Raw genomic sequence first — 16,183 nt, forward strand, 5'->3', positions numbered from 1 at the left:
TTTTCCTCTTTTTTCATGCCGAAGAGACGGATACAACTGACTTAAATCACCGGACTTCTAGCATCCTAACAATGTGGTACGCCAAACCGCCGTAATAAGCATGATGATGGGATTTAGCAGCGGGTGAAGATTCCAGCTTATCCTTAACTCTCTCAAAGCAAAAAGTAACAATCGACCTAATTTCCTTATTCGTTAGACTACTTATGGCTTGTTCAATGATTGGAAGGAGCTCATTTGCTCCTACCGGGGATGATCGAATAAAATCTCTTATCGATACCCCATCTTGCTCCGTAGTTTTACGAATTCGGATCACTTTTACTTGCAGCTTATCTCTGTACACTTGAATCAAACCCTGCACCTTAACAAGACACATCGGAAAGAATGTTTCAATATCAGTCTTACTTGCGTCCCAGTACTTTGCTGAGATATGACCACTGGAATCAGCCAGTACTATGTCTAAATAATCCTTTGGAATCGAACTATTTGTTTGTTTTACCTCAATTTCTTTAATCAGGTAATAGCCTACAAACTCGTCCCCGTCTATAAAATCCTTTATTAACTTTGACACAAGCTCACCTCTACGTAATGGCATATAATTGCCATATTAGCATCTTCCCGTTAAATATATGCAAAATCTACATACATAACTTCAATATTGTAGAGATAGATCTTCTCTAATATCCACTACAACTTCCTCGTCAAACTCAGCATCGTAATCATAGTCGTCTTCGTTTCCGGTAATGTATTTTGACAACGAGTTCAAAATGCGCATCGTATACGGAAAAATGGTGTGTTTATCATAAGTCAAACCTAATCTTCTTAAATGATCTGCTAAAATAGCGAGATTATCCATCTCTTCCTCGTCTGTTGCTCCCAATGGGATGTATTCAACAGCCCTTTGTTGAAGCAATTGTTTCGACGGTGATGTAAACTTGGTTGCATCGTTAGAGATCCCTTTCCACGCACTTGGTCTACCACCCACACCGTAGTAAATGCCAATAGGATCTTTAAAAATTCCTGACGCTTTATTGAATTCATTTAATGCATCGTTTATTATTATCCGATACTGCGGGACATCGTCCGTTGCATTAATGCGAATGAACTTTACTCGAGATTCATTAGACAGGCGTTCATTGAGATACGGAACTTGATCCCAACATATTTTGGTATTTCCAATTGAACGCAACCAATTGTATCTTAGGGTAGCATTAACTAATACAAGGACTTTTCCATCACAACGGTCTAATTCATTTTGTATCTCTTTCGTGATAAATGCTTCAAACACTTCATTACTTCGATTTTTTTTACTGGGGCTATCAAGGAATTTTGCTGCATCCATATTTAGTGCCGCTTCGTATATGGACATCCAGGAATCGAGACCCAACATCTTTATACTTAGATTTGTACCTACTAATCTCGAAATAGTAGGCAGATATTTATTACCTGCCTTTAGGACTGTGATAGACATTAATGTTCCAGGAAGACTGATTTTATTGACATTATCGCTGAAAAAACCGTAATCGTTGAAGAGATCCAATGTAGCATTAATAATTCGGGATACATTTCCTGTCACATCTTCTGTTAGTGGATAAATGAATTGAGAAAGACGTCCCGTTTTTTTCATTCCTTCCCGAATGGCCTTCTTAGGATCAGTACCTTCTCTCCATTTATCCTTCTCTTCAATCTCTACAAGAGCTAACACGGGATTCCGATTAAGCTCAGTTTTGGATAACCTTTTGATAATCTGATTGATGCGTTTGTCCTCCGCAACTGCACTATCTTTGTACTTATCTACCTCAAGTTCAGCTACAATACCTTTCGGATTACAATGAACTAATTCGACAATAACTTCTTTATCGCAATTTAACCTGAAATGCGATTCAGAAATTTCTTCAAGTATAGTAACGTAATCAATTGACTTCTGTGCTGCCGTCAGTACTTCTCTGATGGCTTCAAACATCTCTTCAGAGCCGTAGACCTCGAAGGTTAAACCTTCTGCTTTCGGTGCAACCATTGGAAAGCGACTATCGTTCATTCCCCGTCGTGAAATATCAGGGATTAGTTGAAGTTCCTTCGCACCATAGTCTGTTAAAAAGCTTTTGACCAAGTTAAATAGCCCACTCTTCTCGGGCAGACCAATTCCAGCTTTTACACTGTTACCATTAAACAAATTGTTATTCACGACATAGGCTGTAATTTCTCCAGAACCTTCAGCATAGATTTTGGGATTTATAAGCAACAAATCCGATTCAAAGGATTCCCCATTGAGTACATCCCAGTACAATCCATCCAATGCAGTCTCCCATGCAGTAAAAGAGGACTTATCTCCAAGGCATCTCTCGAATTTCAATTGGGAAAATGATCTATCCGTGTTCGTTACATATGGATTTTGAACGGACACGAGAACCGAGCAGGAATGACCGGATCTCATGAAACATTTGCCGTCTTTAATTTGTGCTTGGCTCAAATATCTTCTTGTTCCTAGAGTCACAGTCAATATGTATCGGTCAGCATCTCCGCCGCGGGTCTTTAATTCAAGCCTAATCACATAAGAAAACGGATCATGGCGGGGGGAATGCCGAAGCGGATTAGAAACGCATTCATGTTTGCCATTAAAAATAACATGATAAAACTTTAGTTCTTCGCGAAGTCCATTCCCAAGATCAAGAAACTTGGGGTCTTGGCAAAACTTGATTGCCGCAATACCGGGAACCCATTGATAGCTATCTATGGACCCATGAATATCACCGAAAGTACAGGAAACCCAGCTAGGGTCCGAATTCCTTACGTCTTCAGGTAATTCAGGAATTGAATAGCCCTTTAAATGAGCTAACCATCCAAGAGTGAACTTCTTAATATACGATTCAGGGATAGGTTTTGTAGAGACTAGCCACGGTTGGTCATAAAGTAACACCCTGTTATCAGAATAAACACAGATGATTTCGGGGAATATGCTTGTAAGCTTTTTCCCTAATGGTTCTACTTTATATGCAAGCTTAAAGTGATCTGTACGTTCTCTATTAAAGAAGTTACGCCAGCTTTCCGGCATCTTCATATAATAAATGATTTCGTTATAAAATAATGATTCGTCAATCTCCAACGCAAAAAGTTCCATCTTCTTCATCGTCAGCTGCCTCCCGAATCAAATTGTTTATACCTTGGAAAAAAGGACCATACAAATTAGCAAACAAAGGGTCGCCCTTATGCTTCTGCATAATAGCAGCCCAACTATCCAACATCGACATTCCATCAGCATTTCCTACAGGCTTTGCATGAAATTTTGAATCACAAAAGAAAACTCTAGCATTTTTCCCGCCGCGCAATAACCTTCCGATCATCTGCCAGATTGGTATAAATATAAACCACGCCATTACTTCTCTTTCAGAGTCATTAAGAATCGACCAAAAGTCCGGCTTTTTATACATGCTCTCGAATTTAGCATTACTAATTTGCCTTAACTTCGTCATAGCTTTATCGTAAAATATATTTTGCCCCTTTATTCTTTGTAAATAGCTTGGTAAATAAGCATGAAGCATTTGAACCAAGTAATTCATATCGTTAGGAATTGGATAAGGGCGAACCAGGAAGAAGACTGACCCAAAGAGTGCCTCTCCTTTATGATCCAATATATTATATCCTCTCCCCACTGATAAAAGCGGGACAACCAATACTTCAGACTTTTCTTTATAAAATGATTCTATCATTGATCTCGAGAAATGATCCGGTTCGTGGTTTCTTTCCTTCGATAGAATCTTATACCGCCCTTCCCAACTACGATCCCCACGAAATGCTCTACCGACTGTAGCTACATCGTCGTAGGAATTTACTACTAAGAGCACCCTTCTAGCATTCCCTTGGTTTTTCCAGTAATCCAATTCATACTGGATATCGGATTTCAGCTGTCCAGCCATTTCGTACAAATTGCCACTTCTTATTTCTTCATCGTTAATTCCCGAAACGGCAATGAAATTACCTTGACGAGCATTTAGGACAGGTTTATACGCCATGCGTATTTCAGAAGCTGTTCGATCGGCCTTGAGTATCCATTCTGGCTGGGAGTTCAGGTTATAATGAGCTGATTCCGGTGCATGGCTTGTACCGGATAAAAAGATAATAGCTGGACCTTGTTTCAGATCGGAGTGTTCATAAATATGATGCCAATCATGCAGCAAAAGCCTGCCGACTCCCGTGTATTCGATTAATTTAAATGCCCCAGTTGTTTCCCCATCCATTAAGTCGTATTTATAGCCGATCATAGTGCCTGTCATGGCTTCTTTCATGAATGGTTGATAATCCTTTTGCATGGTAAACAACGGGGAAAAGTCTGCTGATATTCCGAGTTTTGCTTGAATCATTGGAAAAGATGTTAGTATGAATTTAATGCATTCTTCGGCTCTACATAAATAGAGAAAGAACTCCAACTGGGCATAAAATAACTCCTGCTTTACCCGCGGCTGAATCTCTCCTTTTAACTTTTCTTTAACTTTTGTTAGTAAAATCTGCTTTTCATCTGCACTATCAGTTTGGACTAGCTCATCAACTATACTAGATAAGTTTGGATCTTTATACGGGTCAGCCGCATATTTTGCAAGGGTTTTATTTATCTTTTTATAAGTTTCCAAATTAATTGAAAGTTTCTCACTAATTGTGTCAGCAAGTGCAGTCAACCTAATGAGATTACGGCTTATGTTTTTGCGTAAAGTATGAGAGTGATTTAACTTATTGTAAATTCTCCAGATCACTTGATCTAATTGACGGAGCTTATCCTTCCACTCATTAACAACGGGATCACCAGCAAATTCTCCATATCGTCCAGATGTAAGCTGATTGGATTCGTTTAATAATCGCTCAAAAATATCCTCCATTTTTCCAAAAACGTTATACTCGCTTAAAAATGCTTCATCAAATTGCTTTTGAACCTCGTCTGCTTCGTCAACGAATACGATGTCCAGCAAGTCGTACATCGCTTCATATATTGTCCTCTCATATGGATCAATCATAGCCGGAATTCTTGTTTTAAGTACGCTTGCAGAAGTAGCAACCCACACCTCAGCTTCTGAAAGTTGAGAGAGGTCACGATAAACGCCACAAATACTTGCTAATGGACATTTCACAGGTTTGTTGTCTTGCTTTAATTGCGTACAAGGGTAACTATTATTCCGCTCGTAGTCTTCTGAAAGAGCCTTTATCACACAAACGTCTGATAGATGTTTTATTGATTGGAAGTTGTCGCTGGACCAGTCGCTAATCTCCCCTATTTCATTAGCATTTGCAAATAGATAGTTTTCTTGATGTAACCTCCTTGATGATTTCCCAATGATAGGTACAGCATTTATTCCCAACTCGCGTAGAATACTAACACGTTCAATAACTTGAGAAACGCTGCCTTCGATAAATCCTATACGAGCTTTTTCTTGCTTCACCAGGCGATAAGTCTCCAAGATCATGAAAGTTGACTTACCTGCTCCTAGACCACCCACTATATGCTGGTTCCCGTGATAAACAAATTCATTTGCTTGGTTTATTGACTCCAAAACGAGTGTGCTCGCTCTTTGAGTCCATAGACCAGCTTTACCGACTACTTCATCCATTTTCGCTGTCAATGCATGACAGTTGAAAGGTAATTGAAGCTTGTACCTATTTTTCTTACGATAGGCTGGGAGTAATTGTAGTTCCTTTTCTCCTAAAGCTTTCGGTATACTCCCATAAAAATAATGATATAGTCCTCCCCTTACGATCCGTGAGTATTCAAATCTTCCATGGGTTGCAAATGGTGTATTATTCATTTGTCTTGGAATGGGATTGTTGAGAACACGTTCGTAATTGGCCTGCCTATTTAATAGAAATCGAGGAGCAAGTCTCTCCGCCATCCCTTTATCATTGATATCGAACAATCGGAATTTCTTATCTATAGCTTGATAAACCTGGATTCGTTTGGACAATATCTTTTTACTCCGTAGTTCGGGGAATAATATTCTAAGACGGCTCAGAACATCCATACGGCCATTGTGTTTTAAAATTGGTTCATCATAACCAACTAACACTGACCAGGCTTGATCAATATGGAGCGACGTGTCAATCAAATGACATCCCGAAATAAAAAGCTCCAAACCTACTAATGTTGAAATTTCTGATTTTTGAAGCTCGAGAGAGTAGAACTCTTTATTTAATTCCTCGGTTAAATCCCAAAACGTTTTTCTCATTGGAGCACCCACTTTAACATCTGTTCAAGTTCGTTTTCCATAATAATCTTGATGAATTTCTTTGCATCATCCTTAAGAAGCATCGATACCCTCTTGCCATAAGAGTTATATAAATCATTTCGATATGCAGGGATAACAACATACACTTGCTCTCCATACTTCTCCAAATAGGACTCGGGTTTTTGATTAAAAAAATTCGCCAAAGTCCCTGGGTCCTTGAAATCCTTTACATCTAGAAAAACCTTTTTATCATTTAATGAAACAGCAAGATCATATTCGTCAACATTAGGGTACAATTCTACTTGATACCCCTTACGTACTAAGGTATCAGCTATCTTCATTTCAGATATCCCGGGTAACAGCACATATCTTTGTACACCGGGAAGTAATCGAAATATTCGTTCATTTTCAAAGTTGAAATAGTCTACCTTTTCAAAATTTGCAAGTAAATGACATATATTTTCTTTATTGCACCGCCATTGATCATATATATATTCGAGTGTCCATCCACAGTTTGGGCATTTACGATAGTTCACTATTTGGGTAGTAACTTCTTCGTAACATTGTCGGACAAGGTTACCCAGTTCACGATCACGAAATGATTCAGCAAATTGTGCTAATTGAAACGAAGATAACACAGCATTTTGCGGCCTAGATAAAAATGTACGGATTTGGATATACTCTTCCTGCAAGTTCCGGCTCTCGTCTCTACAATATTGAAGAATAGCAAACATATGCTTTTGCTCTGCTTCAAGCGGAGAAATATATGTATTTAGGAAATCCTCCGCATCCGGTGTTATCCCTATAAATTCTTCTAATAAAGCAGCTTCAGCCGGATAAAATTCTGCTAGTCGTTGAATTCCCCATTCATTTGAAGGCCTATGAAGAGTCTGAAGAAGCCTATGCAAATCAACAGGAATCTCACTTCCTGAATGCGCTGATTCATGAACGAACATAAGCATGCCTTTGTGAAGCTCTTCAGGGATCTGGGAATAGTTTTTTTGCCATTTTTGTAGACCGACAATGAGGAAGTAAAGCATGTCTTGAATCTTATTCAATTGGACACCTCCCTAAAACGTCGATACCTAAGTATACCCCTAATGATTGACAATAATCTGTCAGCGAACGTTAGTTCTTAAACGCTGATATAAAACCTATTAGGAATCAAATGTGATTTGTTATTATTAATGAAGAGAAACTCTGGGGAGAAGAGGGGAGTACCAATGAACTTCAACGAATTGAAACAAGACGTATGAAGCCCAGCAACTCGAGTTTAAATACCTAGCTTAATCCTTGCTTTCAACACTCACTGAATGATACTCACCGTTATCCTCAATTATCAGAGCATTTAAACATTTACCGAATTTAATACCACCATCAATGCCTATTATTTGTCGACCAAGCCACGGCTTACAGTTCGTTTCATCATTCTGCAGATTTGAGCAAACTTCGTGGCCGAAAATAATTGTTTTACTTGTAGGAATTTCCCCATCATATCGATAAAAACGTCCACGAATCCAACGGAAATCTTTGTTTGAAGTTTGCTTCCAGTCACTCTTTTTAGGATCAATCCCTGCATGAACATAGATGTGCCGGTCGTCTTCATGGAAGTTAGGCAGGCTCCGCAAAAAGGATACTTCACCTGGATATTGTTTTTTAATATATTCTCGAACTTCATGATCGTCACATTCTAACTGGTACCACGGGCAAAATGACTGAACAGTCTGAATACCGCCATTTTTAAAACTCAAATAGGGTAAAAAGGGATATTCCTCCTCGTCCAGCCATCGTAGAAATAAATCATCATGGTTACCGCCAATTGCAAAAACATTTGAATTACTTACCAGGCTTTGAACCAAACGTACCACCTCAAGCGCCGCCGGTCCCCCATCAACATAATCCCCAAGTAATATAAGTTTATCGATGGATGGATTGTAGTTAACTCGAGATAGAAGCGTTACAAAAGTTCGGTAATAGCCATGAATATCTGAAATTACGATTGTTCTCACAATGCGCACTTCCTTACGGTGCTAAATCATCATTTCTGCCTTCAGCCAGTCAACTTAGCCTTTCATTAAACAATCTCTGCGAAAAATCAACTATCATTTCTCTCTTCGCTAGTTTATTCAACCAATGAGTCGGTATAGCATTATAACCGTAAAAAGCACCAGCTAATTGACCATAAACAACTCCCGTTGTATCGGCGTCATCGCCGAGATTGACTGCCAGTAAAGCACCTTCTTCAAAAGAGGTAGTTTTTTCGAAGGCCCACAAAGCAGCCTCAAGTGATTTTACAACGTATCCCGATCCCTTTATCTCGGGTGGTTCGTTGAAACGATAAGAACCCTTACGAACTTCCTCGATTCTAGGTGCTAAGGTATCGAGTCCTAACCACTCGTCAAAAGCAGCAGAATTCAGGAGCTGTTCCTTAGTCCATCCTTGTAAAGCAGCGACGATGTATGCCGCAAACAGCTTACAAGCATCTACACATTCTGCCGCGGCATGTGTAGTCTTGGAGCTCTCCGCCGAGTAGAGAATTGCAGTCATAGGCTGCTCTCCATAATACATGGGGACCGGTGCCAATCTCATTATAGATCCGTTACCAGCTGTGTTCGGATTTTTTGACCCACAGTAACCTTCCCCTGTCCTTTCATGCTTCAGGATAGCTTCACGAGTAGCATTGCCCACATCGAAACATTCACCTGTGCTGCTCATATACCCTTCACGCATCCACTTTTTGTATCGTGTCATCTGATCGACGGGGGCAAAACCCTTTCTTACGAGTAAACTCTCAGTTAAACAAAGCGCCATGGAAGTATCGTCCGTCCACTCTCCTGGCTGCAATTGAAACACACCTCCTCCCACCATATCCGTGACCGGTGGGAAAGAACCCGGGGAACAGAATTCCACGTAGTGCCTAGGGCATCTCCAACGGCTAATCCCAACAAGCATCCTTGGTACTTATCTAAAATCATCGCCATTACAGCAACCCTCCTTTCAAATTGCGGTAAAAATGGTGATACACTTCATGAGGATATAGATGGAACGTGTCTTTCATGACTGCGCAAGCCGAAATGACAATGTCCGTCCCTTCCGAATTGATTTCAAATTCGATCCCGCGGGAAGTCAAATAGTGATACATCTCTTGTTTTTTGGAGCAGCTGTCGTTTTCCCCAATTCTATAGCGCTCTATCAAATCGTAAATTGTTTTCTTCAAATCTAATAAATTTATCTCTGCTAATACTTCCTCTATCTGATTAACTCGTTCATGCGTTTATCCTTCATATAGCTTTAAGCCATTCTTCCTTTGTTTCAGGTCCTTTCACAGTTCGATCACCGATGAAGTAGACAAAAACTAAATAGGGCTTGCTGAACGAACCGTTACACAGCCAATTTTGATCTGGGAAACGTCTTTCCGAAACCATTGGAAAATAAAGAAAAAGAGAAGCCGCAGGCGGCGTTCCAGATTCATCACGAGCAGTTGCAGGGCGATGACCGCACCGCTCGTCTCATCCAGCCGCGCCCGGATACGACCGAGTCCGTATTTGCGTTTTCCTTCACCGAATTTGCCCTCGATGGCATTTCGTTCCCCTGCATCCTGACGAGCAACCCGTTTCATCTCGCCTGCGTCCGCTTTTCGCGAGGGTCGTCCGAGCGCCGGGCAGCTTAACCGGATCCCGCGCTCCTTGCAATACGCACGGTTCTCCCGATTTCGATAGATCTGGTCAGCCAGTACGACTTTGGGGTAACAGCCAAACCGCGCTTTGTAGGCCTCCACCGATTCGATCAGTGTGACGCCTTCGTTGAAGTTGTCCCATTGCCGCCGCTCCAGGAAGGCAAACCCGTTCACCAGACTAACGGATACTTTGGCGCCGAACTCCACCTTGGCTCTAGCCTTCCCTCGCACGATCGGGCGGACGTGCGGCTGATAAATGCTAACGATGTGATCCACCATCTGATGGGATCGCGTCGTGTACATCGCGTATTGCTGGCGATACAACTCCTGAATGACGAGCAAGTCCTTGTACTGGCGCTTGCTGAGATGGGTGAGCGGTGTCAGGGACGTTAGTTCTTCAATGATGCGCAAGTCGCGCCGGACGAATGACAACTGCTTGCCGATTCCTCGCCGCAGCGCTTTGGATCCGATACGACGCTGCTTGACAATGGCGAGGTATGATTCTCTAGCCTTCTCCCGGTACGTACGCGGCTTGGGGCGTTTGCCGCAATGCGGCGCATGAAGCACGTCGATGATCGCTTCCAACTTCTCGCGAGCTTCATTCAACAATGCGATATCGGTCGGGTAGGCAATGTCGGCCGGCGCGCATGTGGCATCCATAGCAGTGTTCCTTGATTGGGGTCGGGTTCGCCCTTTGTACGTTTACGGCGGCTCTTTCCCCCTGTTGTTGGAGGCGTCGGCTCGTCGTCATCACTGCGCTCTTCAGCTTGCTTTGCGACTTCGATGGCGATCCACTCGTTTACTTCGGCGATGACGGCTTCCCCGAGTCGCTTGCGGAAATGCGTCATGAGCGAATGATGAAACGGCGGTGTCTCCTGATAACCAGGCAGACCGAGGAAGTATTGCAAATACGGGTTCTCGACGATTTGTTCGACCGTTTCGCGATCCGACAGCTGCAGACGCTCTTGGATAATGAGCGCCCCGAGTGCCATTCGTACAGACACCGCCCGTTGTCCCTTGAATGACTTCTTGAAGGACTTGGCGTACTTCTGGTCGACTTTCGCCCAAGGCAGAAGTTGCGCGAGTTTGATCCAACGATTCTCCGGATTCAAACGATCGCCGAAGGGCAAAAAGAAGTCACTCGGCAGCAGTAACTGGTTCGCTTGGTTCGTGTTGTAACCGTCAAGACCTTTTGAACAATTTTCGCTAATTAATTTTGAACACTAAGCGTTCTGAAAAATCGTCTGCCGATACTTCAAGCGATAGCTGTCTCCGTTCAGCTGAATCACCTCGCTTTTGTGCAGGATTCGGTCAAGGATCGCCGTTGTAATGGCCTGATCTCCCAAGAGTTCGCCCCAATCTTCGGGGCCTTTGTTGGAAGTTAAAATAATCGATGTTTGACCATAAAGCTTGTTGATGAACTGAAAGAACATGTTCGCTTCATTTCGGTCCATGGCCATAAACATTAAATCATCGAGGATCACTAGATCACTGTGTAACAAGCGTTTCACCTTATACTGAGATGACCGTGAAATCAGTTGGGTTTTCAGCAGATGAATCAGTGTATCCATCGTCACAAAGCTGACTTTACGGCCATTCTTTAAGGCTTCGATGCCCAAGCCGATGGCCAGGTGGGTCTTTCCGACACCGGGAGGGCCGAGCAGAATGAGATTGTAATTCTGCTCCAACCACAACAATTCTCTCAGCTGTTGAAATTGCCGCTTGCTCAGCGAGGGCTGCTCCTCCAGGCGGTATTCATCGAGTGTCTTTAACTCGGGAAAGGATGCCCATTTATATCGCCGGGCCAGTTGTTTTTCTTCCCGGCGCACGATTTCATAGTGAAGCAGCCGCTCAAGGAATTCGCGGCAGGTCCACTGGGCCTGTTCGGCTTCCATCAGACTTTGATCTATGATCTGGGCTGCCTCCGTCAGATTTAAGATTTTCAAGGTTTGTTTCAGTTCTGCGACCGGTTCTTTCATGGTTAGCCTCCTCTCAAGATGCGTTGGTATACCTGGACATCACGAATTTGCGGTTTGGCTTTCCATTTGGCCGGATCCGTTCCTTGCAGCGGCTTTACTTCGTCCGATGTAGCTGGCGCGTCATCAACGATTGTGTTAGAAAAATAACGCATGGCATCCGCAAAGTCTGTCGCACGATACAACCGGTGGGTCATACAATAACGAAGCGCCTGATTCACGACGGTTAAACTTGCTTCTTGCAGGGTCTTCTGGATGAGCTGTAGTTGATCCCGGATGTACCGTGGTTGCCTTTGGCAGATGGCTTCCAAGTAGGCGGCAGCCAGCTGCGTGTCGGAGAACTGCCTTGTCACGCTTTCCAAATAAGCACGGATACCTTTGGTTCGGTCTCGTCGGTGATTGGTGTTTTGAATGAGTTGCCCTTTCAGGAAGGAACGTTCATGTTCGGCCAGATACTCTCCGGTATTCAAATCATAGATCCGCAGTCTGGTTTCACATGCTTGTACACCGACCTCTTTGGCAGTGCCGTCATATGTGCCAAGCGGAACCGAGTACCGGTTGCCTTCATACCAGATGGTATTGTCCTTTCGCACGGTCCTTGTTATACTCATTTTAGGAGATTTTATTTTTTCGAGGACCGGGCGAAGATGTTGCTTTTCGATGGCAAACACTTCGGCCGGTATTTTTTTCGTCGTATGGTGAACCAGGGCGTTGCCGGTCCGATCCAGCCAGGACAAACATTCCTCATTGAGCTTATCTACACTGACAAACATCCGATGGCGGGCAAAGTTTTGTTTCACATATTTCACGACATTCTCCACACGCCCCTTGCTTTCGGGATCCTGTTTCCGGCACATGCGAACGTGGAAGCCGCGCTGGCGTACATAGGATGCAAATTCATGGGTCAGGATCAAGTCGCCGTAATTTTCACTCGCAAGCAGCAAATGATCTTGGTCGTACACAATCTCCCGGGTCATCCCGCCATAATAAACAAAGGCAAGTTCGTGCGCGTCGATCACGTCCTTGGTGACGAAGGGACGGTCTTGCCAATGGACGAATTTATGCCTGGAGTGGGAAAGAACGAACGTGATGAACCATAACTTCACCGGGTTGCCTTGCAAATTTTTTATTTTCACTTCCCCGAAATCCACTTGCATTTGCTCGCCCATCGGTGGGTCGGCAACCGCTTCATATTGCCTTTGTTGTACCGTTTTAGGGATGCCATGCCTGATTCGGAGTTCTCGGACGTAACTTCTGACGGTGCTCGCTCCGATTTTAAAATCGGCATGGCGCTCTTTCAGCCAGTCCAGGATTTGTGCTGCGGATAGATCCGGGTATTCCCGCAGCCACTGCAAGATTTGCTGCTCATAAGGGTCTAACTTTTTTGCACGGGTTTCAAGATCTTCCATAAACTGTTTGAATTGATCCGGATTCATACTCAGATATTTGTAAACCGTATTTCTGGAGATATTCAGATTTCGAGCGATCTGAGATATCTTCAACCCTTTTGCTTTTAATTGATGAACAGAGAAATACATATGCCACCTTTCTAAGCGTTTCATCCTCTTCCTCACCCATCATGATGTTTCATCTAGGAATTATGATAGAAAGAGGATGTTAAATGTTCAATCTTATTCAGCAATTTTTGTTGTCTCTATTTTAGCGGTCACACGTGTACGGCTCGTACATTTCGTCACGCTCCATGTGCACGGTTTTTGGCCCGTTTTCTCCAATTTCCATGCATATGAATTCGATATGAAGAGCCTCAAACCCTTGTTAATACTGGATTTTTTGTTCGTTCAGCAAGCCGTAATTAGACATAAGATTGTCATAGAATATATGTTCCTATGGAATTCAATCCCATAACTGCTAATTCGACAATATAGGTAGTTAGTCCTGTAAAAATATGAAAAAACCCAAACAAAGCAGTTTAGAACTACTTTGTTCGGGTACGTTGTAATAGAAAATAGGATAATGAAGAAGGATTGCGAGCAGCTAACCATCCTAAATTTTTTGTATAATGAGCTGGCAAGTTGATAGTCCCGCTTCTTGAATAATGCGATTATCAGATTTTAGATACATTTGGATACACTCTATATAATCCTTAACTTCATCATCAGACAGGAAATCAAAGTACTTGCAATGATTATCCAAAATCCCCTTTAATAGCAACAACTTTTCTTTTCCCGTCATAATGTTCCTTCCACCTTTAGTCTAACCCTCATACGGATTAGAGCGAATCGTCATTCCTGGATTAGAATGAGATAAGATGTACTGGTGTTCTTCAAACAAATCCGACAAATTGAGATATAAACTTCTCATCAATCTCTATAGGATACGCTTCCCATCTTGAAACAAACAAGCGGGTACAGCGCCCTCTAATAAAGGATTCGCTGAGGAAGCTCTAATATATCCTTTATACTGCCACATAATTTCAACTATCGGGTCAGCATCTCTTCCTGTTATCTCATGGTAAAACGGCGTCACGATTAGCACATAACCATCTGTAGACTGGTTATGATCTCCAATCAGTCTCTTCAAGCAGTTCCATATAATGAAGGGACCCTTCTTAATCTTTTTGGATCTTTGTCTGGAGAATACTTCGATTACAGATAAATAAATATTCTGGATGTGCTCGTTGACTGCATTTTCATCCTTCGAATCCACTAAATGTGATAAATCAAACTGATAAGCCCAACCATTGGCTTTAAGCATCTCTTCACTTAGCTCGAGTTGCATACAAATCATCTCCATCCATATAAGGGACTTCACTAACAGGAATCTCATCAATAATTAAATGGTCACTAATGTAATAAATCCAAGTCTGGTCGAGAATGGAAGAGTAGTCTTGCAAATTCAAAGATAATTCACGAACTTCCTTTGAGCTTAAAATAATAAATCTGCTTTTGCCCTCGGCATCCTCACTAACAAAATCAACGAGCCCGAAGGCATTCTGTACCTTTACGTTTACCCTACCTCTTCTAAATTCATAATCACGAACTACACCCTCATAATCAGCTGGTATTATTCGGGCATACTCAGAATTACTTGGTACAACGTGAAACTGAGCAATCTTTTTGATTGAGCGAATTTGAATACTTCTTTCACGATCCACCTGTTCGAGACGATCATTACGCCGCTCTTCTGTTTCCTCAATCAATGATAGCGTCTGATTGATGAGAGCGCTGTTACGGTGATCTATATTAGTGTTTTGGTACTGTTGTAGCCGGTCATACAAAGAATTCATCTGTGCTTCGAATGAACGACGCAAAAATTGGCTTTTTTTATTCAATTGTTCCTCGCGACAGGTACGCATATGATTAAGCAGATGCCGTGATTGTTTAATCACTTCGGGTTTGAAAGAATGATCTTCAATCTCAATTGTTTTAACATCAATAACGTGACTTGAAAATAACCAGTAAGGATCAATACGAACAAATGTATTATCAGATCGTTTACCCGTAAGCAAGAGCTCTCTCTGCAGTTCACGACCAGTACCATCCGTTAAAATGATTTCATTCAACTCAATTATCATTGGCTCGTTGATTTGATAGGTGAATGAAAAAGTCGGAATAGATAATTGCTGTAGTTCACGTTCCGTTAATGATAACGCTAGCTTAACCAAGTCATGTCCTGGTTTTAATAAAGGAAGTTCATCCGTTTCTTTTCTTTCATTAATTGTGAATCTCTGTGATTCGTCATTCTTCAAATATATCCGTTGCTTACGAGCAAATTCACGTATCATTTTTGGAAAGCGTTCAATCCGCACTGAAGATTGATCTGAAGAAACATGCATCCGGATCGAGGTTGAATGGAATTGATCTAGCACAAATTCTCCGTAGACTCTTGAGGGAAGACTTTCTAACGTCGTTGCATGGTATTCCCTTTTCATGCCCGGCAAATCAAAGCTAAGTTCGTCCATTCGTTCTTTTTGTGCAAGCTCGAGTAGTTTTTGATGCTCATCGGATAGTCGCTTTTCCATTCTAGCTATAATATCATCAAGATGCTCTCTACCGGAGATGGCTTGTTCCATTAAACTAGCCAAATCCAATTCCTCATCTTCTAACACTTCCCCAATAAAGTCATAGACAAGTTCTTGCCCTAAATCCAGACGCATTTGTTCCATCTTCTCGAGCAATCTTCTCATGACGTCGCCTTCACGCGTGTTTGTTGCAACGAGGTTAAAGATAAACACTTCATTTTTTTGTCCGATCCGATGTATACGACCCATACGTTGCTCTAAGCGATTGGGGTTCCATGGAATATCATAATCCTGAATTTCGAAAGTACTGCGCATTAAAAACATAAAAAGGGCTCCAAATCTTTGG

The 16,183-nt window shown here is 42.2% G+C and carries 11 protein-coding genes and 2 pseudogenes; all 13 read right to left on the reverse strand.

Translation table 11 applies throughout. From position 1 onward, the window contains the following. Positions 1-46: 46 nt before the first annotated feature. Positions 47-568, reverse strand: coding sequence for a 3'-5' exoribonuclease YhaM family protein (locus tag ACFFK0_RS22785; protein ID WP_377472666.1), 522 nt, complete (start codon positions 566-568; stop codon positions 47-49). An 81-nt stretch (positions 569-649) separates the two neighbouring features. Further along, a complete protein-coding gene (locus tag ACFFK0_RS22790) occupies positions 650-3,124 on the reverse strand; it encodes a pPIWI_RE module domain-containing protein (protein ID WP_377472667.1) in 2,475 nt (824 codons plus the stop codon). Then, complete coding sequence (locus ACFFK0_RS22795) at positions 3,090-6,203, reverse strand: pPIWI_RE_Z domain-containing protein (RefSeq protein WP_377472668.1); 3,114 nt, start codon at positions 6,201-6,203, stop codon at positions 3,090-3,092. The genes ACFFK0_RS22790 and ACFFK0_RS22795 overlap by 35 nt, the downstream gene beginning before the upstream one ends. Next, positions 6,200-7,261, reverse strand: a complete 1,062-nt coding sequence (locus ACFFK0_RS22800) for a restriction endonuclease-related protein (protein ID WP_377472669.1) — start codon at positions 7,259-7,261, stop codon at positions 6,200-6,202. The genes ACFFK0_RS22795 and ACFFK0_RS22800 overlap by 4 nt, the downstream gene beginning before the upstream one ends. Positions 7,262-7,489: 228 nt before the next feature. Beyond that, positions 7,490-8,212, reverse strand: a complete 723-nt coding sequence (locus ACFFK0_RS22805) for a metallophosphoesterase family protein (protein WP_377472670.1) — start codon at positions 8,210-8,212, stop codon at positions 7,490-7,492. A 49-nt stretch (positions 8,213-8,261) separates the two neighbouring features. Next, a pseudogene (locus tag ACFFK0_RS22810) lies at positions 8,262-9,184 on the reverse strand (ADP-ribosylglycohydrolase family protein). Beyond that, positions 9,184-9,420 (reverse strand): hypothetical protein, encoded by a 237-nt coding sequence (locus ACFFK0_RS22815; RefSeq protein WP_377472672.1) that lies wholly within the window; start codon positions 9,418-9,420, stop codon positions 9,184-9,186. The pseudogene ACFFK0_RS22810 and the gene ACFFK0_RS22815 overlap by 1 nt, the downstream one beginning before the upstream one ends. A 138-nt stretch (positions 9,421-9,558) precedes the next feature. Further along, positions 9,559-11,030, reverse strand: a protein-coding gene (locus tag ACFFK0_RS22820) for an IS5 family transposase (RefSeq protein WP_377472677.1) whose coding sequence is annotated in 2 segments (ribosomal slippage) — positions 9,559-10,538 and positions 10,538-11,030 — 1,473 coding nt in all. Because the reading frame shifts where the segments join, the coding sequence is not laid out codon by codon here. Positions 11,031-11,102: 72 nt separating this feature from the next. Then, positions 11,103-11,858, reverse strand: a complete 756-nt coding sequence (istB, locus tag ACFFK0_RS22825) for an IS21-like element helper ATPase IstB (RefSeq protein WP_377472673.1) — start codon at positions 11,856-11,858, stop codon at positions 11,103-11,105. A 2-nt stretch (positions 11,859-11,860) separates the two neighbouring features. Then, positions 11,861-13,417 (reverse strand): IS21 family transposase, encoded by a 1,557-nt coding sequence (gene istA / locus ACFFK0_RS22830; RefSeq protein ID WP_377472674.1) that lies wholly within the window; start codon positions 13,415-13,417, stop codon positions 11,861-11,863. Between the two features lie 442 nt (positions 13,418-13,859). Next, complete coding sequence (locus ACFFK0_RS22835; RefSeq protein ID WP_377472675.1) at positions 13,860-14,048, reverse strand: hypothetical protein; 189 nt, start codon at positions 14,046-14,048, stop codon at positions 13,860-13,862. Between the two features lie 135 nt (positions 14,049-14,183). Continuing rightward, entirely contained in the window at positions 14,184-14,594 is a 411-nt protein-coding gene (locus ACFFK0_RS22840) for a hypothetical protein (protein ID WP_377472676.1), read from the reverse strand. After that, positions 14,575-16,183, reverse strand: a pseudogene (locus tag ACFFK0_RS22845) (DEAD/DEAH box helicase); the annotation flags it as partial. The pseudogene ACFFK0_RS22845 and the gene ACFFK0_RS22840, both read right to left, overlap by 20 nt.

Source organism: Paenibacillus chartarius, from assembly GCF_042432825.1.
Taxonomy (GTDB): domain Bacteria; phylum Bacillota; class Bacilli; order Paenibacillales; family NBRC-103111; genus Gordoniibacillus; species Gordoniibacillus chartarius.

What these genes read in the sequence shown, in the direction of transcription:
- ACFFK0_RS22790 (WP_377472667.1), bottom strand. Translation starts at nt 3,124, where the DNA reads ATGAAGAAGATGGAACTTTTTGCGTTGGAGATTGACGAATCATTATTT.
- istA (WP_377472674.1), bottom strand. Translation starts at nt 13,417, where the DNA reads ATGAAACGCTTAGAAAGGTGGCATATGTATTTCTCTGTTCATCAATTA.
- ACFFK0_RS22840 (WP_377472676.1), bottom strand. Translation starts at nt 14,594, where the DNA reads ATGCAACTCGAGCTAAGTGAAGAGATGCTTAAAGCCAATGGTTGGGCT.
- ACFFK0_RS22795 (WP_377472668.1), bottom strand. Translation starts at nt 6,203, where the DNA reads ATGAGAAAAACGTTTTGGGATTTAACCGAGGAATTAAATAAAGAGTTC.
- istB (WP_377472673.1), bottom strand. Translation starts at nt 11,858, where the DNA reads ATGAAAGAACCGGTCGCAGAACTGAAACAAACCTTGAAAATCTTAAAT.
- ACFFK0_RS22835 (WP_377472675.1), bottom strand. Translation starts at nt 14,048, where the DNA reads ATGACGGGAAAAGAAAAGTTGTTGCTATTAAAGGGGATTTTGGATAAT.